The organism is Winslowiella sp. 2C04, from assembly GCF_050037805.1.
Lineage (GTDB): Bacteria > Pseudomonadota > Gammaproteobacteria > Enterobacterales > Enterobacteriaceae > Erwinia > Erwinia toletana_A.
This window is the reverse complement of the sequence record NZ_CP188300.1, coordinates 1,173,456-1,198,516: the sequence shown is the minus strand read 5'-3', so window position 1 is coordinate 1,198,516 and position 25,061 is coordinate 1,173,456. Positions and strand designations below refer to the sequence as shown.

24 protein-coding genes are annotated in these 25,061 nt (G+C 52.5%); 7 read left to right on the top strand and 17 right to left on the bottom strand.

What is annotated here, in order from left to right:
- The first annotated feature begins 286 nt into the window (after positions 1-286).
- Complete coding sequence (hmpA, locus tag ACP3TC_RS05190; RefSeq protein WP_426817696.1) at positions 287-1,471, top strand: NO-inducible flavohemoprotein; 1,185 nt, start codon at positions 287-289, stop codon at positions 1,469-1,471.
- A gap of 36 nt (positions 1,472-1,507) precedes the next feature.
- Here hmpA and glnB read toward each other — a convergent pair whose 3' ends face one another.
- From glnB to purL, 5 genes are all read right to left on the bottom strand, one after another.
- Positions 1,508-1,846: a nitrogen regulatory protein P-II gene (gene glnB, locus ACP3TC_RS05185; protein WP_052901288.1), complete on the bottom strand. Its 339-nt coding sequence runs from the start codon at positions 1,844-1,846 to the stop codon at positions 1,508-1,510.
- A gap of 137 nt (positions 1,847-1,983) precedes the next feature.
- Positions 1,984-3,321, bottom strand: coding sequence for a two-component system response regulator GlrR (gene glrR / locus ACP3TC_RS05180; protein ID WP_390902395.1), 1,338 nt, complete (start codon positions 3,319-3,321; stop codon positions 1,984-1,986).
- Complete coding sequence (gene qseG / locus ACP3TC_RS05175; RefSeq protein WP_313853200.1) at positions 3,318-4,088, bottom strand: two-component system QseEF-associated lipoprotein QseG; 771 nt, start codon at positions 4,086-4,088, stop codon at positions 3,318-3,320. The genes glrR and qseG overlap by 4 nt, the downstream gene beginning before the upstream one ends.
- Positions 4,089-4,092: 4 nt before the next feature.
- Positions 4,093-5,520 (bottom strand): sensor histidine kinase, encoded by a 1,428-nt coding sequence (locus tag ACP3TC_RS05170; RefSeq protein ID WP_313853202.1) that lies wholly within the window; start codon positions 5,518-5,520, stop codon positions 4,093-4,095.
- A 601-nt stretch (positions 5,521-6,121) separates the two neighbouring features.
- Positions 6,122-10,012: a phosphoribosylformylglycinamidine synthase gene (gene purL, locus ACP3TC_RS05165; RefSeq protein ID WP_426817695.1), complete on the bottom strand. Its 3,891-nt coding sequence runs from the start codon at positions 10,010-10,012 to the stop codon at positions 6,122-6,124.
- Between the two features lie 268 nt (positions 10,013-10,280).
- On the opposite strand from purL, the gene mltF reads away from it, so the two are divergent.
- Complete coding sequence (mltF, locus tag ACP3TC_RS05160; protein ID WP_313853204.1) at positions 10,281-11,738, top strand: membrane-bound lytic murein transglycosylase MltF; 1,458 nt, start codon at positions 10,281-10,283, stop codon at positions 11,736-11,738.
- Between the two features lie 27 nt (positions 11,739-11,765).
- Here mltF and tadA read toward each other — a convergent pair whose 3' ends face one another.
- Both tadA and yfhb read right to left on the bottom strand, forming a co-directional pair.
- Positions 11,766-12,296, bottom strand: a complete 531-nt coding sequence (tadA, locus tag ACP3TC_RS05155; protein WP_313853206.1) for a tRNA adenosine(34) deaminase TadA — start codon at positions 12,294-12,296, stop codon at positions 11,766-11,768.
- A 68-nt stretch (positions 12,297-12,364) separates the two neighbouring features.
- Positions 12,365-13,003 carry a phosphatidylglycerophosphatase C gene (gene yfhb / locus ACP3TC_RS05150; RefSeq protein ID WP_313853208.1) on the bottom strand — a complete coding sequence of 213 codons (639 nt, stop codon included), beginning with the start codon at positions 13,001-13,003 and terminating at the stop codon, positions 12,365-12,367.
- Positions 13,004-13,248: 245 nt separating this feature from the next.
- On the opposite strand from yfhb, the gene ACP3TC_RS05145 reads away from it, so the two are divergent.
- A complete protein-coding gene (locus ACP3TC_RS05145) occupies positions 13,249-14,088 on the top strand; it encodes a MurR/RpiR family transcriptional regulator (RefSeq protein WP_313853210.1) in 840 nt (279 codons plus the stop codon).
- Positions 14,089-14,496: 408 nt separating this feature from the next.
- Positions 14,497-14,751: a YfhL family 4Fe-4S dicluster ferredoxin gene (locus ACP3TC_RS05140; RefSeq protein ID WP_426817694.1), complete on the top strand. Its 255-nt coding sequence runs from the start codon at positions 14,497-14,499 to the stop codon at positions 14,749-14,751.
- A gap of 43 nt (positions 14,752-14,794) precedes the next feature.
- Here the strand turns inward: ACP3TC_RS05140 and acpS are convergent, their stop codons facing one another.
- The 9 genes from acpS to ACP3TC_RS05095 all read right to left on the bottom strand — a co-directional run bounded on the left by acpS (position 14,795) and on the right by ACP3TC_RS05095 (position 22,036).
- Positions 14,795-15,175, bottom strand: coding sequence for a holo-ACP synthase (acpS, locus tag ACP3TC_RS05135; protein ID WP_313853214.1), 381 nt, complete (start codon positions 15,173-15,175; stop codon positions 14,795-14,797).
- Entirely contained in the window at positions 15,175-15,906 is a 732-nt protein-coding gene (pdxJ, locus tag ACP3TC_RS05130; RefSeq protein ID WP_313853216.1) for a pyridoxine 5'-phosphate synthase, read from the bottom strand. Before pdxJ ends, acpS begins: the two co-directional genes overlap by 1 nt.
- Positions 15,907-15,980: 74 nt before the next feature.
- On the bottom strand, positions 15,981-16,718 hold the full coding sequence (recO, locus tag ACP3TC_RS05125) for a DNA repair protein RecO (protein WP_313853217.1): 738 nt from the start codon (positions 16,716-16,718) through the stop codon (positions 15,981-15,983).
- A gap of 7 nt (positions 16,719-16,725) precedes the next feature.
- The gene (gene era, locus ACP3TC_RS05120; protein ID WP_313853219.1) at positions 16,726-17,631 is read right to left on the bottom strand and encodes a GTPase Era; all 906 of its coding nucleotides are present in this window, start codon (positions 17,629-17,631) and stop codon (positions 16,726-16,728) included.
- 56 nt (positions 17,632-17,687) lie between these two features.
- On the bottom strand, positions 17,688-18,368 hold the full coding sequence (gene rnc / locus ACP3TC_RS05115) for a ribonuclease III (RefSeq protein ID WP_313853221.1): 681 nt from the start codon (positions 18,366-18,368) through the stop codon (positions 17,688-17,690).
- A gap of 146 nt (positions 18,369-18,514) precedes the next feature.
- Positions 18,515-19,489 (bottom strand): signal peptidase I, encoded by a 975-nt coding sequence (gene lepB / locus ACP3TC_RS05110; RefSeq protein ID WP_426817693.1) that lies wholly within the window; start codon positions 19,487-19,489, stop codon positions 18,515-18,517.
- 12 nt (positions 19,490-19,501) lie between these two features.
- On the bottom strand, positions 19,502-21,301 hold the full coding sequence (gene lepA / locus ACP3TC_RS05105) for a translation elongation factor 4 (RefSeq protein WP_313853223.1): 1,800 nt from the start codon (positions 21,299-21,301) through the stop codon (positions 19,502-19,504).
- Positions 21,302-21,473: 172 nt separating this feature from the next.
- The gene (locus ACP3TC_RS05100; RefSeq protein WP_426817692.1) at positions 21,474-21,797 is read right to left on the bottom strand and encodes a hypothetical protein; all 324 of its coding nucleotides are present in this window, start codon (positions 21,795-21,797) and stop codon (positions 21,474-21,476) included.
- A gap of 2 nt (positions 21,798-21,799) precedes the next feature.
- Positions 21,800-22,036 (bottom strand): DNA polymerase V, encoded by a 237-nt coding sequence (locus tag ACP3TC_RS05095; protein ID WP_313852463.1) that lies wholly within the window; start codon positions 22,034-22,036, stop codon positions 21,800-21,802.
- A 387-nt stretch (positions 22,037-22,423) separates the two neighbouring features.
- Between ACP3TC_RS05095 and ACP3TC_RS05090 the strand changes: the two genes are divergently transcribed.
- From ACP3TC_RS05090 to ACP3TC_RS05080, 3 genes are all read left to right on the top strand, one after another.
- Positions 22,424-22,636 (top strand): hypothetical protein, encoded by a 213-nt coding sequence (locus ACP3TC_RS05090; protein ID WP_426817691.1) that lies wholly within the window; start codon positions 22,424-22,426, stop codon positions 22,634-22,636.
- A 117-nt stretch (positions 22,637-22,753) separates the two neighbouring features.
- Positions 22,754-23,005, top strand: a complete 252-nt coding sequence (locus tag ACP3TC_RS05085; RefSeq protein ID WP_426817690.1) for a hypothetical protein — start codon at positions 22,754-22,756, stop codon at positions 23,003-23,005.
- Positions 23,002-23,517, top strand: a complete 516-nt coding sequence (locus ACP3TC_RS05080) for a hypothetical protein (protein WP_426817689.1) — start codon at positions 23,002-23,004, stop codon at positions 23,515-23,517. Before ACP3TC_RS05085 ends, ACP3TC_RS05080 begins: the two co-directional genes overlap by 4 nt.
- 244 nt (positions 23,518-23,761) lie before the next feature.
- On the opposite strand, the gene ACP3TC_RS05075 is transcribed toward ACP3TC_RS05080, so the two are convergent.
- Positions 23,762-25,033 (bottom strand): phage tail protein, encoded by a 1,272-nt coding sequence (locus tag ACP3TC_RS05075; RefSeq protein WP_426817688.1) that lies wholly within the window; start codon positions 25,031-25,033, stop codon positions 23,762-23,764.
- Positions 25,034-25,061: the final 28 nt, after the last annotated feature.

The window sequence follows — 25,061 nt, the reverse complement described above, 5'->3', positions numbered from 1 at the left end:
TAAGGCCCACAGTTTAAACTGTTTTACCGGGTGATGGATAGCGTCAAACACAGCTTTTTACGCAAACGATTGGCTTCAATGCTGGCAAGGGTTTAATACAGTTTTTGCAAGCTTTTACTTCACGATTGTTCTTCATCACCAGTTGCGCTTTCTTCATGTCCAGTTAAATTCGTTAAGCTGATAAAAAACCATTTTTAACCCGTGGTTATTTACAACCTGCCGCCCTTCGCTATAAGATGCATTTAAAATACATCTTTAAGATTATCTCTTTGTGAGGAGTGACACCATGCTAGATGCACATACCATCGCCATCATCAAATCGACGATTCCGGCCATCGCTGCCACTGGTCCAAAACTTACCGCCCATTTTTATGACCGCATGTTTGCCCATAACCCTGAACTGAAAGATGTGTTCAATATGAGCAATCAGCGAAATGGCGATCAGCGCGAGGCATTATTTAATGCTATCTGCGCTTATGCGACCAACATTGAAAATTTGTCAGCAATCTTGCCGGCGGTGGAACGCATCGCGCAGAAACACGCCAGCATTAATATCCAGCCCCAGCAATACCAGATCGTCGGCCAGCATCTGCTGGCAACCATCGATGAGCTGATGAGCCCGGGAAATGAGGTACTGGAAGCCTGGGGTAAAGCTTATGGCGTACTGGCGAACGTGTTTATTCAGCGCGAAGAGGCCATTTATCAGCAGTCGGAGCAGAAACCCGGCGGCTGGCGTAATACCCGTGCATTTCGTATCAGCGCGATCAATGCTGAAAGTAGCCTGATTAACAGCTTTGTGCTGACGCCGGTCGACGGACAGCCGGTAGCCGACTATCTTCCAGGGCAATACCTTGGTATCACTATCAACGACGAGAGCTTTGAAAATCAGGAAATCCGTCAGTATTCACTGACCCGCTCTCCGGATGGCCAGAGCTATCGTATTGCGGTAAAGCGTGAGCCGATGGGCACCGTCTCTGGCTGGCTGCATCAGAAAGCTCAGGTTGGCGACGTCGTTCAGCTGGCAGCGCCAGCCGGTGATTTCTTTATGGATATCAGCCCAGAGACCCCGGTAACGCTGATTTCAGCAGGCGTCGGCCAGACACCGATGCTGGCAATGCTGCATAACCTGGCTGACAATCAGCATCGCGCAGCAGTAAACTGGCTGCACGCGGCAGAAAATGGTCAGGTGCATGCGTTCAGGGATGAAGTTAACGCGCTGGGTGCCAAACTGCCCGCCTTCAACAGCCACATCTGGTATAACCAGCCTGAAGCAGCCGACAAAGGTCATTTTGACAGCGCCGGACTAATGGATATGGCTTCAACCGACGCGAATCTGGCCAGCGCTGAGATGCAGTTTTATATCTGCGGTCCGATTGGTTTTATGCAGTTTGCGGTGAAACAGTTACTGGATGCAGGCGTGCGGTCGGCAAATATTCATTATGAAGTATTTGGCCCGCACAAAGTCGTGTAATCCGGGCACGGGCGGCGAGAACGCCGCCCACAAGGATTAGATCGCTTCTTCATCTTCTTCGCCGGTGCGGATGCGCACAACGCGGGCCACATCAAACACAAAGATTTTACCGTCGCCAATTTTACCGGTTTGCGCGGTCTGCATGATGGTTTCGACGCAGGTATCAACGATATCGTCGGCAACCACAATTTCAATTTTCACCTTTGGCAGAAAATCGACCATATACTCCGCGCCGCGATACAGTTCGGTGTGGCCTTTCTGACGACCGAAGCCTTTCACTTCAGTCACGGTCATCCCGGTGATGCCGACTTCGGCCAGTGCCTCACGCACGTCATCGAGTTTGAACGGTTTAATAATCGCATCAATCTTTTTCATGGCAGCCCCTTTTTCGCTCCCTCCGTGGCCGGACGGGTAACATTAACTAGACGAGTTACGGACAGATAGCCGAATGCGGCCTGTCTCTCTGAGTGGCAGCTAAGCTAACATAACTCGATGCCGAAGCGGCATAAAAACTACTCTTTAAAATCGGCGGCATCCAGCTCATGGCGCGACAGCAGCTTATAAAACTCGGTGCGATTACGCCCGGCAAGACGAGCCGCATTTGTGACATTGCCTTTGGTCATTTGCAGTAGTTTTCGCAGGTAATTGAGTTCAAACTGGTTACGCGCCTCGACAAAGGTCGGCAAAGCGGTATTTTCCCCTTCCAGCGCCTGCTCTACCAGCGCATCACCGATTACTGGCGAAGAAGTCAGCGCCACGCACTGCTCAATCACGTTGACCAACTGACGCACATTACCTGGCCAGCTGGCAGCCATCAGCCGTTTCATCGCGTCGGTGGAGAAACTTCGTACCTGGGGTTTATGGCGACTCGCCGACTGGCGCAGCAGATGATTAGCCAGCAGCGGAATATCCTCCGCGCGCTCATGCAGTGCCGGAATACGCAGATTCACCACGTTCAGACGATAAAACAGATCTTCACGAAACTCTTTCTTCTCCATCGCTTTCGGCAGGTCGCGATGGGTAGCGGAAATAATGCGGACGTTAATCTCCAGATCGCGATTGCTGCCGAGCGGGCGCACTTTACGCTCCTGCAACACGCGCAGTAATTTAACCTGCAACGTCTGCGGCATATCACCAATTTCATCTAAAAATAGCGTGCCGCCTTCTGCCGCCTGGAACAATCCTTCACGGGCACTGACCGCGCCGGTAAATGCACCTTTGGCGTGACCAAACAGCTCGGACTCCAGCAGCTGCTCGGGCAGTGCGCCGCAGTTAATCGCAATAAACGCCTTTTTGGCACGCGGGCTGGCAGCATGAATGGCCTGTGCCAGCACCTCTTTCCCGGTACCGCTCTGGCCGTTAATCAATACGCTGACATCCGACTGCGCCACCATCCGCGCCTGCTCCAGCAGCCTCAGCATCAGCGGGCTGCGCGTGACAATCGAATCCCGCCAGCTATCATCAGTGGCCGGTGCGCTGTGTGCCAGCGCTTCATCAATCGCTTTATACAGCGCGTCGCGATCGACCGGTTTAGTCAGAAAGCTGAATACCCCTTGCTGAGTGGCTGAGACCGCTTCTGGAATCGAACCGTGCGCGGTAAGAATAATCACTGGCATTCCCGGATGCAGCTTCTGGATTTCACTGAACAGCGCCAACCCGTCCATTTCGTCCATGCGCAGATCGCTGATCACCAGCTCTACTTTCTCTTTGGCTAACTGGCGCAATGCCTCCGGCCCGCTGGCGGCGGTGGTTACCTGGAAGCCCTCGCTGGTCAGGCGCATCCCGAGCAGCTTGAGTAAACTCGGATCGTCATCGACCAGCAGTAAACGGGCTGATTTACCTTGAATCATGGGTTATCGCTCTCCGTTGCGCCTGCTGTTTGATCTGATGTTGACGGCACATAAGTCTCATCTGCCTGCACTGCGCCTGGCGCATCCCCCTTCCCTGCCACATGGGCATTATCAGAAACATCAGCCGATTTGCGTGACGACAGTTGCCGTTCAATATCGGTCAGCGTTTCCAGTTTGCGTCGGGTATCTGCCAGCTCACGCGCCAGCAGATGCTGATGCTGTCGCAGAGCATCAAGCTCGCTGTCGCTGGTTTGTTGCAGATGATAGTAGCGTGTTCGCTCCTGAGACAGCTGTAACTGCGCCGCCTGATTATCACGCCACAATTGTAATAAAGGGCGAATTGATGGCGGATAAGCGAAGCTGAAGCTGTCCAGGTGCTCCATATACTGACGTCGCTCGACCGGCGTCACATTGCCGTTGCTCAGCAGCACCCCCTGTTTGAAGGTGTTTTGCCAGCTTTCTGCCGGCCACTCACGTGCATGCGCTCGCGCTTCCACCGGAGAAAGCCGCGTGCCGCAATCCATTACCCGCATCCAGTAAAGTGGATTTTTCATGCTCTCTTCATCTTCTATCTGCAAGACACGATCGCAGCCTACCGACAGATAATCGACGATTTTGATTTCCGGCTCCACCACCATATTTTTTTTACTGTTGGATTGTGGTTGATGAGCTGGCTGGCTGCACGCTGCCAGGAGTACTGGCACAATCATCGCCGTGATCCTGCCAAACGGGCGGGAGACCACGGCAGAAAAAAATTGAAATTTCATTCGATTATTCTTTCCCGGCGGTTAAATTCAATTCGATACGGAAGCAGACATCTGCATCGTCTGCCGCCACCAGGTGAAGATCACCCTGCATTCGCCGTATACAATCTTTGGCAATACTCAACCCCAAACCACTGCCCTTTACCGCGCCTTTGCGTTGCAGGCTGCCCTGGAAAAAGGGTTCAAAAATCATTGCCTGTTCTCCAGCTGGGATTGGCGTGCCGGTATTAGACACATCAATAAAAATGCGCTGTCCTTGCTGATAACTGCGCAGCCAGATGTTACCGGATTCGCTGCCGTAGTGCACCGCGTTAGAGTAGAGATTATCGATGACACGCATTAATAAAGTCGATTCAGCACGGCAGTGTGTTACCTGCAGATCGATAGCGGTGTGGATTAGCTTAGCGCGTGCGGTAAGACTGTGCGACGAGACAACAATATCGATGATTTCATCCAGCGCCACATCTTCCAGTTCGGTCGGGCCATCCGCCAGTTTGCGGTTGTAATCCAGCAGTTGCTCAATCAGCTTCTGCAGATGCCGACTACTCTGGTTAAGAATACTTACAACCTCTTTCTGATCGGCGGTCAGTGGGCCGGCCACCTGATCGGCCAGCAGCTCGGTTCCCTCACGCATACTGGCCAATGGCGTTTTCAACTCGTGCGAAATATGGCGTAAAAACTCATGGCGCTGTGACTCCAGCCACGCCAGACGTTCACTGAGCCAGATAATTCGCTGCCCCAGCGATCGAATCTCTCTTGGACCTTTAAACAGCACGCTGTCACCGAGCGGCCGCCCTTCTCCCAGCCGGTTTATCATCCGCTCGACCCCTTTTACCGGGCCGATGATCATGCGGGTAAACAGCAGCACCAACGCCAGGCTAACTAAAAACAGAATCAGTGCCTGCCAGCCAAAATACTGACCACGATCGGCAATCTCACGCTGCAACTGTAACCCGCGCGAGAACACCACTTCGCGTGTTGCCTGGACCATCTGCGCGTTAGCATTAGAAAAATCGTCCAGATTCTCCGCTGCCTCCTGCAGAGGGTTACTGTTTTGACAGTGTAATTGGGAGAGCTGAGTAAGAAGTTGCCGCAGGCTGCGGTAATAACGAATATCAGGCAGTGCCGGCGCATGCGCATCAAGCATTCGTGAATAGCGGCCGTGCTGAGTCTGATACAGGCGCGCCAGCATCGGATCGTCCAGTACGCAATACTGGCGATAACTACGCTCCAGCTCCAACGCGGTACGCGCCATCGCCTCGCTACGACGTACATCGGTTAACGTTGTCCGGTTGGTATCTGCCGCGCGGTCACTCAACGCCGCCAGACTTTCCCATGCCTGCCATGCCAGTACCAGCAGTGGTAACAGTACCAGCAGAAAAGCCATCAAAACCAGTTGCCGCAATGAACGCGGAAAGAGCAGCCATTTCTTCACGAAGTTGATCCCTGTGCAAATTCTGCTGTTGATGCTAGCTGAGTGCGCAACGGGAGGAAAGCGCCAGAGCGCAAAAGAAAAACGGCAGATTCAAAGAATCTGCCGTTTATATCACGATGACACAGTGGTCATCGCAACTGAAGAGGTGGTGCCTAACTCAACGTTGCGTCCGATGCTTGATAAAGTCACAAAGTGATCTGTTATCGGTTTGGTGGACGGCAGGCACCGTATTGTGCGTCATTCGAAGTTTTATGAAGCGCTTGTCCGCTTACGCAGGGCTGTCATAACAGGGTGAATGAGCCACTGAATATAATATAGCAATCGTCGTGCCAACTTTTAAAATTAATTATAAATATATGATTTTAATCATAAAAATTTTAAATTGATTTTTAACCCTTCGGCACGTTTGCCCGGACGATCTGCAAAAGTGTCGCCAAAAAGAAACAGTAGCGTTAAATTTAATAATATACTTTAAATATCATGAGCTTAAATGTCTCCTTATGGAGACACTAGAAACCACGACTTGTCGCAAATTTGCAACGCAACGAATTTACCCTAAAAAAAAGGCCGGAGAACCCGGCCTTTATCTTGTGGTGGTGACTTAACCCAGCTGTTTACGCGCGTTACGGAAAATGCGCATCCACGGACTGTCTTCGCCCCACTCGGCCGGATGCCAGGAATTGCTGACGGTACGGAATACACGCTCCGGATGTGGCATCATAATGGTCACGCGACCACTTTCATTGGATACCGCAGTGATGCCGTTTGGTGAACCATTAGGGTTCGCCGGATAGTTTTGCGTTACTTTACCGAAGTTATCGACGTAGCGCAGTGCCACCAGCCCCTGATTCTCCAGTGCGGCCAGATGCGCGTTATCCCGCACCTCAACAAAGCCCTCGCCGTGAGAGACGGCGATTGGCATACGAGAACCGGCCATGCCTTGCAGCAGCAGCGACGGGCTGGCTGCAACTTCTACCAGGCTGAAGCGCGCTTCGAAACGCTCTGACTGGTTACGCACGAAACGCGGCCAGTTTTCGCTACCCGGAATCAGTTCACGCAGGTTAGACATCATCTGGCAACCGTTACATACGCCCAGCGCCAGCGTCTGCGGACGATGGAAGAAGGTTTCGAACTCGTCGCGCACGCGGCTGTTGAACAGAATAGACTTCGCCCAGCCTTCGCCAGCTCCCAGCACATCACCGTAAGAGAATCCACCACAGGCCACCAGCGCCTGGAATTCTTCCAGACCACGACGCCCCGCCAGCAGATCGCTCATGTGCACGTCGACAGCATCAAAGCCAGCACGATGCCAGGCCGCTGCCATTTCGACATGGGAATTGACGCCCTGCTCGCGCAGCACCGCCACTTGAGGACGCGCACCCTTGGCGATAAACGGAGCGGCAATATCCTCTTCCGGTTTAAAGCTCAGCTTAACGTTCAGACCCGGATCGTTGTCATCTTTCTTCGCGTCATGTTCCTGATCGGCACATTGCGGATTATCGCGCAGACGCTGCATCTGCCAGGTGGTTTCTGCCCACCAGGTACGCAGCGTAGTACGACTTTCGCTGTACACGGCACTGTCACCGGAACGGATAACAAAGCGGTCGCCGATTTGCGCTTTACCGAGGTAATGCACACAAGCTGCGAGGCCGTTATCAGCCAGTACCTGTTCGACTTGCGCACGGTCCTGCGCGGCAACCTGAATCACTGCGCCCAGCTCTTCGTTAAACAACGCAGCCAGCGTATCGCTGCCCAGCGCGGCAATGTCGGCTTCCACACCGCAATGGCCGGTAAAGGCCATTTCTGCCAGCGTAACCAGCAGACCGCCATCGGAGCGATCATGGTAAGCCAGCAGTTTTTCATCGGCTACCAGCGTCTGAATAGCATTGAAGAAACCAGCCAGCTGTTGAGCATCACGGACATCGGCAGGTTTATCACCCAGTTGACGATAGACTTGCGACAGTGCGGTAGCGCCCAAAGCATTCTGGCCCTGGCCTAAATCGATCAGCAGCAGCGCGTTATCCTGCTGCGGCTGCAGCTGTGGCGTTACGGTACGGCGCACGTCTTCAACGCGGGCAAACGCGGTAATCACCAGCGACAGTGGCGAGGTCATTTCACGCTGTTCGCTGCCCTGCTGCCAGCGGGTTTTCATCGACATTGAGTCTTTGCCCACCGGAATGGTAATACCCAGCGCCGGACACAGCTCTTCGCCCACCGCTTTTACCGCTTCATACAAGCCAGCATCTTCACCCGGATGCCCGGCTGCCGCCATCCAGTTTGCTGACAGCTTAATCCGCTTCAGCGAACCAATTTGGGTCGCGGCAATATTGGTCAGCGCCTCGCCCACTGCCAGACGGCCCGATGCGGCGAAGTCCAGCAGCGCAACCGGTGCGCGCTCGCCCAGCGCCATCGCTTCGCCATAGTAGCTGTCGAGGCTGGCGGTGGTAACCGCACAGTTAGCGACCGGAATCTGCCACGGTCCAACCATCTGATCGCGTGCTACCATGCCGGTTACGCTACGGTCACCGATAGTAATCAGGAAGGTTTTCTCAGCCACGGTGGGCAAATGCAGCACGCGATTAACCGCGTCGGCAATGGTGATGCCGTCACGGACCAGCGCTTCGCCTTTCGCCTGTAAAGTGGTGACATCGCGGGTCATTTTCGGCGTTTTGCCTAATAGCACGTCCAGCGGCATATCGATAGGTTTGTTTTCGAAATGGCTGTCGGAAAGCGTCAGATGCAGCTCTTCGGTCGCTTCACCGATGACCGCATAAGGTGCGCGTTCGCGTTGGCACAGGCTGTCAAACTGCGCCAGCTTCTCCGGTGCTACTGCCAGAACATAGCGCTCTTGCGACTCGTTACACCACACTTCCAGTGGGCTCATACCCGGCTCGTCGCTGAGAATATCGCGCAGGTTGAACTGACCACCGCGCTCACCATCACTGACCAGCTCCGGCATGGCGTTGGAAAGACCGCCAGCGCCCACGTCATGAATAAACAGAATCGGGTTATCTTCGCCCAGCTGCCAGCAACGGTCGATCACTTCCTGACAACGACGCTCCATTTCCGGGTTATCGCGCTGTACCGAAGCGAAGTCCAGATCGGCATCTGACTGGCCAGAGGCCATTGATGACGCTGCGCCGCCGCCGAGGCCGATATTCATTGCCGGGCCACCCAGCACAATCAGCTTGGCACCCACAGTGATTTCACCTTTCTGCACATGGTCAGCACGGATGTTACCGATACCGCCCGCCAGCATAATCGGCTTGTGGTAACCGCGCAGCTCAACGCCGTTATGGCTGTTTACCCGCTCTTCATAAGTGCGGAGATAACCCACCAGCGCCGGACGACCAAATTCGTTATTGAATGCCGCGCCGCCCAGTGGGCCTTCAGTCATAATATCCAGCGCGGTCACAATGCGATCGGGCTTGCCGAAATCTTCTTCCCACGGCTGTTCAAAGCCCGGAATACGCAGGTTGGATACTGAAAATCCTGTCAGGCCAGCTTTCGGTTTTGCACCACGTCCGGTCGCGCCTTCATCACGAATTTCACCACCGGAGCCGGTCGCCGCACCTGGCCATGGCGAAATCGCCGTTGGGTGGTTATGGGTTTCCACCTTCATCAGGATATGCGCGTCTTCCTGATGGAAATCGTAAACACCTTTATCAGCATCAGCGTAGAAGCGGCCAACCTGCGAGCCTTCCATTACCGCCGCGTTGTCTTTATAGGCAGACAGCACGTGATCCGGCGTTTGCTCAAAGGTATTTTTAATCATTTTGAACAGCGATTTAGGCTGTTGCTGACCATCAATAATCCAGTCGGCATTGAAAATTTTATGACGGCAGTGCTCGGAGTTTGCCTGGGCAAACATATACAGTTCGATGTCGTTCGGGTTGCGCCCCAGTTTTTCAAATGCCGCCAGCAGGTAATCAATTTCATCGTCGGCCAGCGCCAGACCCAGCTTCTGGTTAGCCTGCACCAGCGCATTGCGGCCTTCACCCAGCACGTCCACGCTTTGCAGCGGCTGTGGCTGATGATGGGCAAACAGTTGCTGCGCCTGCTCCAGTTCAGTAAACACCGTTTCCATCATGCGGTCATGCAGCAATCCGGCCAGCTGTGACCACTGTGCTTCAGTCAGCTGCGGTGCCTGAATATAGAAGGCCAGACCACGCTCAAGGCGCAATACCTGCGGCAGATCGCAGTTGTGGGCAATATCTGTCGCTTTTGAAGACCAGGGAGAAATCGTGCCTGGGCGCGGGGTCACCAGCAATAAACGCCCTTCCGGCGTATGCTCAGCGAGAGACGGACCGTACTTCAACAGACGCTGAAGGCGGCTCTTTTCATCAGCGTTTAATGGCGTGCTGACATCAGCAAAATGGACGTACTCGGCGTAAATATCACTCACCGGCAGGTGAGCGTCCTGAAAGCGGGTCAGCAATTTGTTAATACGAAATGCCGACAGAGCGGGCGAACCACGCAGAATTTCCATCATCAAAGATCTCTCGTCTTCGAAGCGCCGGGCGACGCTTCTTTGGGCGCAACAGGGAAAACGGGCGCTATTATAGAGAATCCGCGCAGCCAACGAAACCGTTTGCGCATAATTTCTCGGATACCAGAATCGGCTTAAATTTGCGCAAATCCTGCTGAATAAGTTGCGGCGCGGCACTTTGTTGCGCAAAATGCCTCACGCTCTGGGAAATCTACCATAACTAATACTGCCGTAAGAGACAGAAGCCCACGGGCTACCGAGAGATAACTATTTGAAACGCCTAAAAATTAATTATCTGCTGATCGGGCTGATCACCGTGCTGCTCGCGCTTGCGCTGTGGCCGTCGATCCCCTGGTACGGGAGTTCGGAAGACCGAATTGCACAGATAAAATCGCGGGGCGTACTACGCATCAGCACGATAAATTCCCCGCTAACATATTTCACCATCAATAAATCACCAGCGGGTATGGATTACGAGCTGGCAAAACGCTTCGCCGATTATCTCGGTGTCAGACTGGAAGTGACGGTTCGACAGAACCTCAGCGACCTGTTTGACGATCTGGATGATGATAAAGCGGATTTGCTGGCTGCCGGACTGATTTATAACAGTGAAAGACTGGAGCGGTTCCGCGCCGGTCCTGCTTACTATTCGGTTTCACAGCAGCTGGTGTACCGTATCGGGAAGCCGCGACCAAAAAGCCTCGGCGATCTGAAAGGACGTCTGACGGTAGCTTCCGGCTCCGCCTACTTATCCACACTGCGCAATATCAAAGAGAACGAGTATCCCGATCTCGACTGGGCCATCTCGACCGATCAAGGCCCAAAGGCGCTGCTGGAAGCGGTAGCTGACGGCAAACTCGAATACACCATCGGCGATTCCGTGACTGTCGGATTGCTGCAACGCATTCATCCGCAGCTGGCCGTGGCTTTTGATATTACCGATGAAGAGCCGGTAACCTGGTATTTGCAGCGCGATGAGGATCATAGCCTCGATGCAGCGATGCTGGACTTCTTCAGTCAGATGAGTGAAGAAGGCAGCATGGCGCGACTGGAAGAGAAGTATCTTGGCCACGTCGGCACCTTTGACTACGTTGATACCCGCACCTTCCTGCGTGCCATCGACGATATCCTGCCGGATATCAAACCGTTGTTTAAACAATATTCCAGCAATATTGACTGGCGCTTGCTGGCGGCTATCTCCTATCAGGAGTCGCACTGGAATCCGCAGGCGACCTCTCCTACCGGCGTGCGTGGTCTGATGATGCTGACGCGCAACACAGCGGACAGCCTCAATGTCGATGATCGGCTTGATCCCGAGCAGAGCATTCGTGGTGGCAGCGAATATTTACAGCGGATGATGGAAAAAGTGCCATCGACAATCCCGGAGGACGAACGCATCTGGTTTGCGCTGGCGGCCTATAACATGGGATACGCGCATATGCTGGATGCGCGCCGGCTGACTGAAAAGCAGCAGGGGAATCCGGACAGCTGGGCCGACGTAAAGACGCGTCTGCCAATGCTCAGTCAGAAACGCTATTACAGCCAGACCACCTACGGCTATGCACGCGGCCATGAAGCCTATGCTTACGTAGAAAATATCCGTAAATATCAGATTAGCCTGGTAGGATACCTGCAGGAGCAGGAGCGGAAAATTGCGCAGCGTGCGGCGCTGGAAGCGGAGCTGGGCAAGGGTTATCCGGCGGTGCAGCCGGATATTGCAATGCATTAATAGGTAAGGCGGCGCGAGCGTGTCGCCTTACTGATTTACCGGCTTGCGCAGCGCTTTTTTCTGTTCACGACGCATGCGGAAAAAATCACTTAACATTCCGGCACACTGCTGCGCCAGAATCCCCTCGGTCATTTCAACCTGATGATTCATACCGGGATGACCGAGCACATCAAGCAATGAACCCGCAGCGCCGGTTTTCTCATCGCGCGCGCCAAATACTAAACGTCCGATGCGGCTGTGTACGATAGCACCGGCGCACATCACGCAAGGTTCAAGTGTAACGTACAGCGTGGTATCAATAAGACGATAGTTCTCCAGCACTTTTCCGCCCTGACGCAGCGCCATTATTTCCGCATGGGCTGTCGGATCGTGATGCCCGATAGGACGATTCCAGCCTTCGCCAATCACCCGATTGTTTTGCACCAGCACCGCGCCGACCGGCACTTCGCCTTCATCCCAGGCACGCTGTGCCAGCGTTAAGGCATGACGCATCCAAAATTCATCGTTGTAATCGGTCACCTGAGTCTCCAGTGGCAAAAAGCGCGGGGCATTATACATAAAACTGCGGGGAGACTAACTGAAAGCTGTTACAGGCGACGAGAACGCCGCCCATAGAATTGACCGGCTTATTCCAGCTGTTGCAGCTTACCTTCCGGGGTCACGCGCCAGCGATGCTGGCAGAAGAACAGCAGCGGGTTATCCTGCTTACTGTCGCTGTAACCACTGTGCAGCTGTAGCGGCGTGCCAATCTGCTCTTCCAGCTGCGCAACTTTTTCATGGCCTAAACAGCGCATCGACAGTACCCGCCCGCCATAACCGCGCGTCATCTGGCTGGCGATTAACTTCACCCGCGGCAGAAACGCCGAGTCATAGTAAACTTGCTCAACCAGCGGCTGCGGCGACCCGGTGATCAACCAGACATCGGCATCCTCGCTGCTGAGGTACTCCTTCAGGCGTTGTTGCACCACCGGAAAGGCCGTCACGCGCTGGCGAAACCACTGGGCAAAAGCTTTTTCGCGCTGCTGTAATCGCGCTTCGCTGTGACCAAAGGTAATCGACCACAGCAGCAGACTCATCGGCCAGCGGGCTGCACGACCTTTTATTAACAGCCCCAGCCCTATCACTGGCAGCAAAGGCACCACTAATAACAGGTTGATCGGCTGACGCCACAGCAGATAGCGCATATAAGTGCCAAACATATCCTGTTGATGCAGCGTACCGTCTAAATCAAAAAATACTACGCGCCTTGGTGTTCCCTTAGTCAAACCTCTCTCCTCAGGACAATAAATCCATAAATCAGGCAATCTGCGTCGCCATCGTCAGGGTTACAGTAACAAGTGTAGTCAGAAGCGGTAAAGCCGATCGGGGTTTATGCCGATGATGTTTCCATACCACTTAACCTTTTTACCTGCTTTAATCATGGATCGCACAGTGTGGCACACTAGACTAAGTTATTCATATTCAGGGCTTCATGATTATCATCAGGTCGCACCAATCAGAGGAAAACAGAATGAGTTCACTGCTGCGCATTCGTCAGCTGTATCCCACACTGGCGCTGAACGAACGGCGACTGGCGGATTTTTTGCTGTCACAGCCGGATCGCGCGCGTCATCTCAGCTCGCAAAAGCTGGCGGAAGAGTCCGGCGTCAGTCAGTCCAGCGTGGTTAAATTCGCGCAAAAGCTGGGCTATAAAGGCTTTCCGGCGCTGAAACTGGCGTTGAGCGAGTCGCTGGCCGAAAAAGATGCGATCACTGTACACAACCAAATTTTAAGCGATGACCCGCTCAAAGTGGTGGGGGAAAAGTTATTTGCCGAAAAGCAGTCGGCAATCCGCGCAACGCTGGATATTAACAGTGAAGAAAAACTGCTGGAGACTCTGCGGCTGCTGAAATCGGCACGCCGTATAGTGCTGGTTGGTATCGGCGCTTCCGGGCTGGTCGCAAAAGATTTTTCATGGAAGCTGATGAAAATAGGTATCAGCGCGGTGGCAGAGCAGGATATGCACGCGTTGCTGGCCAGCGTGCAGGCGCTGAGCACCGGCGACTTACTGCTGGCAATCTCCTATACCGGTGAACGACGTGAAATTAATCTTGCCGCACAAGAGGCACAGCGCGCCGGCGCCAGCGTGCTGGCATTTACCGGCTTTACGCCAAATACCCTGCAACAGTGTGCATCCCACTGCCTGTATACGGTAGCGGAGGAGCAAAGCACGCGCAGCGCAGCCATCTCTTCGACCACCGCTCAGCTGGCGCTGACCGATCTGCTGTTTATGGCGCTGGTTCAGAACGATCCGCAGCGCGCCTCCAGCCATATTCGTCACAGTGAAGAGCTGGTGAAAAAGTTGGTCTGATTAGCCGTGCGGCGTATAACACCCGCGCATTTAATCCTGTTATTGATTGAGAGGGTTATGCCGCGGCCGATCACCAAAAAATGTTTTAACTGTGAGATGCGAGGCCGCCTGGTTTGCATTTCAGCAACGCAAAACGCTTGCCAAATCTCAAGCCATCCACAAGGGCATGCTGGAATTGGGCTTACACTCCTCCGCTCGCGAGAAGGCTGCTTTATGACGGGGATCATTGGGGGCAATTTCTTTTTGTGTTAACGTCTGCGACACAGAAAATCCCTGTTTTTTGCCGACTGATATACTGTGCTCATATATGAGGGTAATCCGATCAGCTTTTGCCGTGTGTGCTGCTGAAAAGGATTTTAACAGTATATAACCAACTGATTTTAAATCGATTTAAGTGTAAATATTGAAATGGCTTTATTAATAACCAAGCGCTGTATTAACTGCGACATGTGTGAGCCGGAGTGCCCGAATCAGGCGATCTCGATGGGAGATGAGATCTATCAGATCGATGTCGATCGCTGCACCGAATGCGTTGGCCACTATGACACGCCAACCTGCCAGCAGGTTTGCCCGATCGACAACACCATCATTACTGACCCGCTGCATATAGAAGCAAAAGAAGCGCTGTGGGAGAAGTTTGTGGTGCTGCATCATCCGCTTTGATGATGCAACAACGGCGGCAGTAACGCCGCCGGTATAGCCGTACTCAACTTTCGATTATCACCGTTGCGCAGGCATAGTTGCGCTCATCAGCCAGCGTCACGTGCACATGTTTGACCCCAAGCTTCTCTGCCACTTCGGCTGCATGCTGGAAAAAACGCAGCCCAGGTTTGCCCAGCTCATCGTTATACACTTCGAACTGATTAAATGCTAAACCCCCACGAATCCCCGTACCAAAAGCTTTGGCAGCGGCTTCTTTGACGGCAAAACGCTTGGCGAGAAAACGCAGCGGCTGCTTATGTGCCTGATATTGCGCCCACTCATTGGCACTCAGCACCCGCTGGGCAAGGCGATCACCAGAACGAGAGATCACCCCTTCAATGCGCGCAATCTCAACGATATCTGTGCCGAGGCCGAGAATAGCCATTAGCGTCGCGCTTCCCGCATCAGCTGCTTCATCTCTTTCACCGCATCTGCCAGCCCGCTCATTACCGCACGGCCAATAATCGCATGACCAATATTCAGTTCATGCATTTCCGGCAGCGCAGCAATTGGCAGCACATTATGATAGGTCAGCCCGTGTCCGGCATTCACCTTCAGGCCTTTACCCGCCGCATAAGTAGCAGCATGGCTGATTCGGGCCAGCTCAGCATCACGCGCCGCACCCTCTTCGGCTTCCGCATAGGCACCGGTATGGATTTCAATATAGGGTGCACCGGAGGCCACGGCTGCATCAATTTGCGCTTCATCCGCATCGATAAACAGTGAAACCAGGATGCCGACCGCGTTCAGACGCGTTACCGCAGCGCTGATTTTTTCCAGCTGACCGGCAACATCCAGCCCCCCTTCCGTAGTGACTTCCTGACGTTTTTCCGGCACCAGGCAGCAAAAATGGGGTTTGATTTCACAGGCAATATCGACCATCTCGTCGGTTACCGCCATCTCCAGATTCATCCGCGTCTGAATGGTCTGACGCAAAATGCGCACGTCGCGGTCGGTAATATGACGACGATCTTCACGCAGGTGAACGGTAATACCGTCTGCGCCAGCCTGTTCGGAAACAAAAGCCGCCTGAACCGGATCGGGATAGTTGGTGCCACGCGCATTACGCACGGTAGCCACGTGATCGATATTGACGCCTAACAACAACTCAGCCATGACAATCCTCAAATTTTTTGCCAACGTTAGATGCAGTTTACAACGTTCAGCGCCAGAGGCGGTATGACCTGCTGCTATTCCCCGGCGGGTGGCGATGCGTCTGCGCGTTTTTTCGGCACAAACTGACGAAAAAGCTCCTGGCTTTTAAGCGGCTTGCCGCCAAGATAGGGTTTTAGCGCGATGCGGGTAAAGCGTTTCGCCGCGCGTAAACTGTCGGCATCCGGAAACTCACGCTCATACAGCGCGCGCAAATGGCGGCCGGTAAAGCTGCGGTTATTAACCACCATGCTGGCGATAAAACCTCGCTCTTCACGATAGCTGTAGGTCATCTCATCGGCTACCTCTTCCCCGCTGCCTGCGCAGTGAAGAAAATCAACGCCATAGCCAAGGTGGCCCAGCATCGCCAGCTCAAAGCGGCGCAGCGCGGGTTCAGGTGAACCGCTGGCAGCCGCTAACGACTGGATGCAATGGAGGTAATCGAAGAACAGTTCAGAAAAGGCGGTTTCGTGCTGAAGCACGCGGGAGACCAGCTCATTGACGTACAGGCCGCAGTAGAGCGTAATGCCGCTTAGCGGCAACGCCAGCGACACCGCTTCGGCACCGCGTAAGGTTTTCACTTCGCCGCGCCCACCCCAACGAATCAGCAGCGGGGTGAAAGGCTGCAAAGCACCTTTCAGGCTGGAGCGTTTTGAGCGGGCACCTTTCGCCAGTACCCGCACGCGACCGTGACTTTCGGTAAACAGATCTAACAGCAGACTGGTTTCGCTGTAGGGGCGTCCATGCAGGACAAACGCGCGTTGCCAGCCTTCCATTTAGCGCTTAAAGATCGTCAACGTAGCCCAGGCTGCGCAGCGCACGTTCGTCATCCGCCCAACCAGACTTCACTTTTACCCACAGTTCAAGGTGCACTTTCGCCTCGAACATATCTTCCATATCTTTACGCGCTTCAATACCGATAGTTTTGATCTTGGCACCCTTGTTACCAATCACCATCTTCTTCTGGCCTTCACGCTCAACCAGAATCAGGCCATTGATATCATAGCCGCCACGTTCGTTGGTAATAAAACGCTCAATCTCAACCGTTACCGAGTACGGCAGTTCAGCACCGAGGAAACGCATCAGCTTTTCACGGATGATCTCCGAGGCCATAAAGCGCTGCGAACGGTCGGTGATATAGTCTTCCGGGAAGTGATGGATCGCTTCCGGCAGACGTTTACGCACCAGGCTGGCAATAGTATCGACATTCTTACCGCTTTCGGCAGAGATCGGCACCATATCCATAAAGTCCATCTGCTGTGAGAGGAACTGCATATGGGGCAGCAAAATGCTTTTATCCGTGACGTTATCAACCTTGTTGATCGCCAACAGCACCGGCACTTTGCCATCTTTAAGCTTGTTCAACACCATTTCATCGTCAGCGGTCCAGCGCGTGCCTTCAACCACAAAGATCACCAGCTCAACATCACCGATAGAGCTGCTGGCGGCGCGGTTCATTAAACGGTTAATGGCGCGCTTCTCTTCCATGTGCAAGCCCGGCGTATCCACATAGATCGCCTGATAAGCGCCTTCAGTGTGAATACCCATAATACGGTGACGGGTGGTTTGCGGTTTACGCGAGGTGATGGAAATCTTCTGCCCCAGTAACTGGTTCAGCAGTGTCGATTTTCCAACGTTTGGGCGGCCTACAATAGCTATAAAGCCGCAATGGGTCTGTTGTTCGCTCATTCGAGTCCTGGCTTGATCAGCGCCTGACTGGCAGCTGATTTTAGTTTGTTATTCACCTATTCAAGTCCCAGCTTGATCAGCGCCTGTTCGGCCGCTGCCTGTTCAGCTTTGCGACGGCTTGATCCGGTGCCCACCACCGGCTCTGCCATACCGCTAACCTGACAGTGAATAGTAAATTCCTGGTCATGCGCTTCGCCACGTACCTGCACCACCAAATAGGATGGCAGCGGCAGATGACGACCCTGCAGATACTCCTGCAGACGCGTTTTTGGATCTTTCTGTTTGTCGCCCGGGCTAATCTGGTCGAGACGCGACTGATACCAGTTCAGAATCAGCTGCTCGACAGTCTGGATATTGCTATCCAGGAAGACGCCGCCAATCAATGCTTCGACGGTATCCGCCAGAATCGACTCACGACGATAGCCGCCGCTTTTAAGTTCACCCGGCCCAAGGCGTAAGCACTCACCGAGATCAAACTCGCGTGCCATCTCCGCCAGGGTATTTCCCCGCACCAGAGTGGCGCGCATACGACTCATATCACCTTCATCAACCCGCGGAAAACGGTGATAAAGGGCATTGGCAATCACATAACTAAGAATGGAATCACCCAGGAATTCGAGTCTTTCATTGTGTTTGCTGCTGGCGCTACGGTGGGTTAATGCCTGCTGCAATAATTCCTGATGAGTAAAAGTGTAGCCCAGCTTTTGCTGCAGCCTGTTAATTACGATGGGGTTCATGCGTTACCAATTTCAAGAATGCGTCAATTATTCTGCACACGGAACAGGGCTGACTGAAAGACCAACACTAAACAGTTTCGTTTGCAGTGGCTTCCCGCAGGAAGCCAACCTTTAAATCTTTGTTGCCCGCATCACTGCGGGCGCAATTAATGAATACCGCCAATACGACTTAAACGCACGCCGGTCGGCCACTCACCTTCTTGCTTCTCAAAGCTCATCCAGATCGCCGTCGCTTTACCGACCAGATTTTTCTCCGGAACGAAGCCCCAATAACGGCTGTCTGCGCTGTTATCGCGGTTATCGCCCATCATAAAGTACTGGCCCTGCGGCACCACCCACGTTGACTGTGGCTGGCCCGGCTGACGATAATACGCGCCCGGCTGGCTTGGCACTTGAAGCGTCATCAGAATGTTGTGCTTCACGTCACCCAGCGTTTCTTCACGCGTGGCGAGGCGCAGGCCACCCTTCATCGATTCGCCCTGCGGTACCTGGAAGAATCCGCTGCCGGATTCATTGCTATCAAAACCGCTGAAGGTCTGAATAAAGCCGCTTGGCTGCACGTCGGTGTAAGTCACCGCCAGCGCTTTGTCGCAAGGCTGGCCATTATCACAGGCCGGATTAATCGTCAGCGTTTTGCTGTCCGGATCGTAGCTGACACGGTCACCAGGCACGCCGATTACCCGTTTAATATAATCCACACTCGGCTGTTTAGGGTATTTAAACACCGCAACATCGCCACGTTTCGGATGCCCGGTCGGGATCAGCGTAGTCTGGGTGATCGGATCTTTAATTCCGTAGGCAAATTTCTCCACCAGAATAAAATCACCGATCAGCAAAGTTGGCATCATTGAACCGGAAGGGATCTGAAAGGGTTCGTAAACAAACGAACGCACAATAAATACCACTGCCAGCACCGGAAATACCGAGGCTGCCGTTTCGACCCAACCCGGCTGTTTAGCCACTTTGGCCAGCGTTTTTTCATCGACAGCGGTGCCGGTTTGCGCCCGCACCTCAGCCTGCTTCGCACGGCGCGCAGGCGCCCATTTGAACTTATCGATACACCAGATGATGCCGGTCACCAACGTTGCCAGTGCCAGGATCAGGGCGAAAGTATTAGCCATTAACCGATTTCCTTATTTGCTATCTTTTCCGACGTGCAGAATAGCGAGGAACGCTTCCTGAGGCAGCTCAACGTTACCGACCTGCTTCATACGTTTCTTACCGTCTTTCTGTTTCTGCAACAGTTTCTTCTTACGACTGACGTCGCCGCCGTAGCACTTGGCCAGCACGTTTTTACGCAACTGCTTAACGGTTGAACGGGCAATAATGTGCGTGCCAATCGCCGCCTGAATAGCGATATCAAACTGCTGACGTGGAATCAGATCTTTCATTTTTTCCACCAGCTCACGGCCACGATACTGCGAGTTTTCGCGGTGGGTAATCAACGCCAGCGCATCAACACGTTCGGCGTTGATCAGTACGTCGACACGTACCATGTCAGAAGTCTGGAAACGCTTAAAGTTGTAATCGAGCGACGCATAACCGCGTGAGGTCGATTTCAGACGGTCAAAGAAGTCGAGAACCACTTCCGCCATCGGAATTTCATAAGTCAGTGCCACCTGGTTGCCGTGATAAACCATATTGGTCTGCACGCCGCGCTTCTCGATACACAGAGTAATCACGTTACCGAGGAACTCCTGCGGCAGCAGCATATGACACTCTGCAATCGGTTCACGCAGTTCAGCGATGTTATTCAGCGCTGGCAGCTTCGACGGGCTGTCAACGTACACCGTTTCACCGCTGGTGGTTTCCACTTCATACACCACCGTCGGTGCGGTGGTGATCAGGTCCAGATCGTATTCACGTTCCAGACGCTCCTGAATGATCTCCATATGCAACAAGCCGAGGAAGCCACAGCGGAAGCCGAAGCCCAGCGCGGTAGAGCTTTCTGGCTCATAGAACAGTGAAGCGTCATTCAGGCTCAGTTTGCCAAGCGCATCGCGGAAGGCTTCATAATCGTCAGAGCTGATTGGGAACAGACCGGCATACACCTGCGGCTTCACTTTTTTAAAGCCAGGCAGTGCTTTATCCGCTGGATTACGCGACTGAGTCAGGGTATCGCCCACTGGCGCACCGAGAATGTCTTTGATCGCACAGACCAGCCAGCCTACTTCGCCACAGTTCAGCACATCGCGATCAACACGTTTCGGGGTAAAAATACCCAGACGATCGGCGTTATACACCTGACCGGTGCTCATCACTTTAATTTTGTCGCCTTTGCGCATGGTGCCGTTTTTAATACGCACCAGTGAAACCACGCCAAGGTAGTTATCGAACCATGAGTCGATGATCAGCGCCTGCAGTGGCGCATCCGCATCACCTTCCGGCGCCGGAATATCACGCACTAAACGTTCCAGCACTTCCGGTACGCCAACGCCGGTTTTCGCAGAACAGCGCACCGCATCGGTGGCATCGATACCAACGATATCTTCGATTTCCTGAGCAGCGCGATCGGGATCGGCCGCCGGCAGATCGATCTTATTCAGCACCGGCACCACTTCCAGATCCATTTCCATAGCGGTGTAGCAGTTCGCCAGGGTCTGAGCTTCAACGCCCTGTCCTGCATCAACCACCAATAACGCGCCTTCACAAGCGGCCAGCGAACGCGAAACTTCATAAGAGAAGTCAACGTGGCCCGGCGTATCGATAAAATTGAGCTGGTAAGTTTCACCGTTCAGTGCTTTGTAATCGAGCGTTACGCTCTGCGCTTTAATCGTAATGCCACGCTCACGTTCTAAATCCATTGAATCCAGAACCTGCGCAGCCATTTCGCGCTCGGTCAAACCGCCACAGATTTGAATCAGACGGTCAGAAAGCGTCGATTTACCGTGGTCAATGTGAGCGATGATGGAGAAATTTCGTATGTGCTTCATTTATATGAATTTTTTCGCATTTAAAATCGGTGATTGCTTCTCGATGGACACAGCTATGGACACTTTCTGTCATGTACCCACCATTTATGTGCACGCATCTTACACTGTTACCCGACTTCACGAAAGAATTCGACGACATGCAACCTGATGAAGATTTATTATGAAGAGTAACCTAAATTATCGGCCTGTCGGGTTCATGCATTTTTAAAATCTCAGCCGTCACCACGCCTACCACTTCCAGTTCTTCCAGCACAGAACCTTCGAACGCTTCCCCGTCAGGCGTTATCAGGCTCCTTCCCATTATCTTTCCGACCCCACATTCCCCCATCAGCTCGTAATAAATCATGCTGCCGCTTTTAGGTGGCACGCTGCGGTCAATGACAAGTAGCCGATCCCCGATATCACAAATCATCGTCGATGCCGGGTTAGCAACAACGAAGTCGTCAATCGTCAGGCGCTTCTCAATGTAATCGTTAGCCGGTGATGGAAATCCCATAGTTACCTCACGTTCGGGTTAAACAGCATGAATGTCCTGTCATCCCCTTCCTGGGTGGATATGTCCCTGAACTGATCGACGTGGTGCTCTATCCAGCGGTTGGCCTCCGCGAGCGTCCAGTGCCAGTTGACCTTAGCCAGCTCTGTCGTGAAGTCTCTTGTTGTGACCGTTCGCCCGGTGCGCGGGTTGATTTTGACGGCTGAGCGGAAAGCCGCGTCGATTTCGTATCGTCTTGCCATGAATGATTAGCCTGATAATTGCTGTATGCATATACAGTATTATTGATCGGGAGGATTGATCAAGTGACTAAAGGACAGGTTTTGGTAGGGCGTTGAGATACGGGTGAATTTAGATGCGAGGAGTCCGTGCGTTGCGAAAGTGTCAGGCTGTTCTGCTTAAATCGGATGATGTAAATCGTGATCAGTCAGCACCTTGATGGATATGTAGATAGTGAGCCAAAACGGATACGACGGACTGAGATCTTCAGCCCAACCTGATCATTCATCCACCCTGAATAAATTCCCATTAAATATTGCATTATTTTTGAGTTAAAATATCTGCAATGGCTAGATCTTCGCGAAAGCATATGGGCGAAATTAATAAAAAAAACACTGACAGGATATTTTATGGATGATGCAGATTTGGCACAGGAGCGGCAAGAAGCACATTTGTCTGCTTCTCTGTCAGCACGTAAACCACGATTAGTAAGCCGCGATGGAAACTGTATCTGGTGCAAAGAAGAGCCGGTAGTTGCCGATACCGCATTCTGCTCTGCTGAATGCGGAGAGGATTACCATAAACATAAGCGTGAAATGAAGCAGCGTATTGCTGGCGAGTAGTAGCCGGAAGAGACGCTCGGGTGAGGACGAAAAGATGCGACCTCAAGTTTGTTATGAAGCTACCGATAAACACTTATGGTTTAGAGCTAATTTCTACGTTTGCGATGGGATTTGCAGATGAATTTTTCTCTTTTTAGTGGTGACATTGATCTAAGTGGTATGCCAGAAAGCATCAAACAGCTAAGGCTTTGGTGGGAATTCCTGTATGATAAGTGCCCTATAGTTGCCTTGGCACTGATGATGATGGTGCCATTCACTATCTGCTATTTAATCTATACTATCGGAACTATCTTTAATAAAGAGAAGTCTATAGATAAACAAGTCTTGGCCAACCACAAGAAATCAAAGAAAAAGGGGAGGAAAAAATGATTATTAATCTTACACTTGCATTTGCCCTTGCTCTTCTGGTTGTGTTTTACTGGGTTCTTTGTAGAAAACGAGCTCTTAAATACCAGGCTGCCGCAGCCTCCCTGCTAGAGCAATATTTTGCTGACAGATCGGTTTCTGAAAAAGACAAAGATTCTTTATTGCTGGATTATAAAATCTCTAGGAAATGGTACAGCTTGCCACTTTTTGCAATAATTACACCTTTTTTATTGATGTACATGATTGTTATAAAAAAGAAAATAGATGCTAAACCCATAGCCAGAACCAACCAAAAGCTTCATGATGCTGCTTTTGAACAATGCCTTAAGATGGCCATAAGTAGAAATCCAATCACATCGATTCTTTCTATGGCGTTTATTGGGGTCTGCTTTGCTATAGCTATCCCGGTTGGGTTGTTCTTAAATCGATTATCATCGATACCGACCCCAGCCGGAATAGCAAACTTATTCACTATTTTAACATCTCAAACAGCAAGAAAAGCACACTTCCATTAATGACCAACCCGGCCACCGCGCCGGGTTTTTTGTGCCTGCTGGCCGATAACGCTTGTTAAATCTCAAAAATCGATTCATTAAAAAAATTGTCAGATCCATAGTTAGCAGCTACCTTTATTTTGTCTGACTCAGGAGCTGCACGTATCCACTCCAGTTGACACATGATGAATTGGCATGAATTAACCCGCTCACCCTCACCGTGCGCGGGTTCTTTTTAACAGGAGTACTTTTATTACTGTTTATGTCAAGGCTGCTCGTTATCTATCGGTGTCATATCCAGACGAATATCGATCCAGCTGTTGGCTGGCACATCAATAAGATTCCCCTTTGTCAGCACCATCTCACCGTCGTCAGTGAGCATGTATTTCTTGCGATACAGTCGAATCGTAATGACGTGGTTTTCATCCTCTTCCGCTTCAACGATACCCAAATCACCGGAACCGTCCGGGTCACGCGGCGGCATCATTCGCCAGCCTTCTGTAGCAAGCCCTAGCGAACCGTCTACAGTATAAACGCCCGTATCCTGACGACTGATAGCTATGCCCCGCGCCTCCTCATTCGCCGTTCCGCAACCGCACCACTCGAAACCACTTTCGGCTATATCTTCGCGAGCGGAAAATTCCTGAGATTTAACAACGCGCGCAATTGGTGAGGCAGCTTTCAACGTCCCGTCTGAGCTTCGGGTTGTATTACCGGTCGTGTACAGCTCGTTCCAGCCTGTCATCTTACCGCCACTCTGCCCCCTGACTGCAGCGCGGCCACTCGCGGGTGATATTTGCAAGTAGGTGACAATATTGTCATAACGGACCATCGCCAGAACCGGCGAATATTGGTCGAAGTAATTAATACCCGCCGCCCCCGGTGCTGCATACACCCCGCATCGGGTAAGTGAATACATATCAGTCGGTGCTGTCGGCGCGGTAGTTGCGCCAAGCCCGAATGCACCGACCGTCATCGCTCGTCCGCCTGTAGCATCATCAGACTGCGTCATAATATCGACAACTGAAGCCGTACCCAGTCCCAGCCCTTTTCTGGCATCAGCCTGAGTTTTCCCGCCTGTACCACCGTCCTTAACGGCTACAACTCCATTTGTCAGTGGTGCCTTACCTTTCAGCTCTTCATTGATTCCACCCCATGCAGGCCCGGAAAACGCACTGCCATCAGGGAGATTGACGGTCACGTTTCCGGTACCGGTCAGTATTTGCTGCCAGTTCACTTTATCCAGATTCAGCCCGCGAATGGCCTTCGCTGTATCAGCAGCCACCTGAGCAGTAATCCCGACCAGGGTTGCGTTTGGTATGGCTGTCCAGGCCAGACCTGATGATGTCGGCCCGTCAAAATTGCGGATCAGCGTTACGGAAGTGTTTGAGTTGACCGACTTGACGCCCAGCGTGTAGGTAACCTGCCCAATAATCACGACGATGAAATCATTGGCTTTAATCTCAGTGGTAAATGACGTTCCGGTGCCGGTTACAGTAGCGGTATTATTTCTTAAAGCGATAGTGCCTGCTGGCATAGTTTTCTCCGGGCAATAAAAAACCCGC

Bases quoted from the DNA above. Each gene is read 5' to 3' on its own strand.
- ACP3TC_RS05145 (WP_313853210.1), top strand. From the start codon at position 13,249: ATGAGTTCACTGCTGCGCATTCGTCAGCTGTATCCCACACTGGCGCTG.
- glrR (WP_390902395.1), bottom strand. From the start codon at position 3,321: ATGATTCAAGGTAAATCAGCCCGTTTACTGCTGGTCGATGACGATCCG.
- tadA (WP_313853206.1), bottom strand. From the start codon at position 12,296: ATGTATAATGCCCCGCGCTTTTTGCCACTGGAGACTCAGGTGACCGAT.
- lepB (WP_426817693.1), bottom strand. From the start codon at position 19,489: ATGGCTAATACTTTCGCCCTGATCCTGGCACTGGCAACGTTGGTGACC.
- rnc (WP_313853221.1), bottom strand. From the start codon at position 18,368: ATGAACCCCATCGTAATTAACAGGCTGCAGCAAAAGCTGGGCTACACT.
- qseG (WP_313853200.1), bottom strand. From the start codon at position 4,088: ATGAAATTTCAATTTTTTTCTGCCGTGGTCTCCCGCCCGTTTGGCAGG.
- ACP3TC_RS05080 (WP_426817689.1), top strand. From the start codon at position 23,002: ATGATTATTAATCTTACACTTGCATTTGCCCTTGCTCTTCTGGTTGTG.
- ACP3TC_RS05100 (WP_426817692.1), bottom strand. From the start codon at position 21,797: ATGGGATTTCCATCACCGGCTAACGATTACATTGAGAAGCGCCTGACG.
- glnB (WP_052901288.1), bottom strand. From the start codon at position 1,846: ATGAAAAAGATTGATGCGATTATTAAACCGTTCAAACTCGATGACGTG.
- ACP3TC_RS05085 (WP_426817690.1), top strand. From the start codon at position 22,754: ATGAATTTTTCTCTTTTTAGTGGTGACATTGATCTAAGTGGTATGCCA.
- ACP3TC_RS05140 (WP_426817694.1), top strand. From the start codon at position 14,497: ATGGCTTTATTAATAACCAAGCGCTGTATTAACTGCGACATGTGTGAG.
- ACP3TC_RS05090 (WP_426817691.1), top strand. From the start codon at position 22,424: ATGGATGATGCAGATTTGGCACAGGAGCGGCAAGAAGCACATTTGTCT.
- hmpA (WP_426817696.1), top strand. From the start codon at position 287: ATGCTAGATGCACATACCATCGCCATCATCAAATCGACGATTCCGGCC.
- era (WP_313853219.1), bottom strand. From the start codon at position 17,631: ATGAGCGAACAACAGACCCATTGCGGCTTTATAGCTATTGTAGGCCGC.
- recO (WP_313853217.1), bottom strand. From the start codon at position 16,718: ATGGAAGGCTGGCAACGCGCGTTTGTCCTGCATGGACGCCCCTACAGC.
- acpS (WP_313853214.1), bottom strand. From the start codon at position 15,175: ATGGCTATTCTCGGCCTCGGCACAGATATCGTTGAGATTGCGCGCATT.
- purL (WP_426817695.1), bottom strand. From the start codon at position 10,012: ATGATGGAAATTCTGCGTGGTTCGCCCGCTCTGTCGGCATTTCGTATT.
- ACP3TC_RS05075 (WP_426817688.1), bottom strand. From the start codon at position 25,033: ATGCCAGCAGGCACTATCGCTTTAAGAAATAATACCGCTACTGTAACC.
- ACP3TC_RS05095 (WP_313852463.1), bottom strand. From the start codon at position 22,036: ATGGCAAGACGATACGAAATCGACGCGGCTTTCCGCTCAGCCGTCAAA.
- lepA (WP_313853223.1), bottom strand. From the start codon at position 21,301: ATGAAGCACATACGAAATTTCTCCATCATCGCTCACATTGACCACGGT.
- pdxJ (WP_313853216.1), bottom strand. From the start codon at position 15,906: ATGGCTGAGTTGTTGTTAGGCGTCAATATCGATCACGTGGCTACCGTG.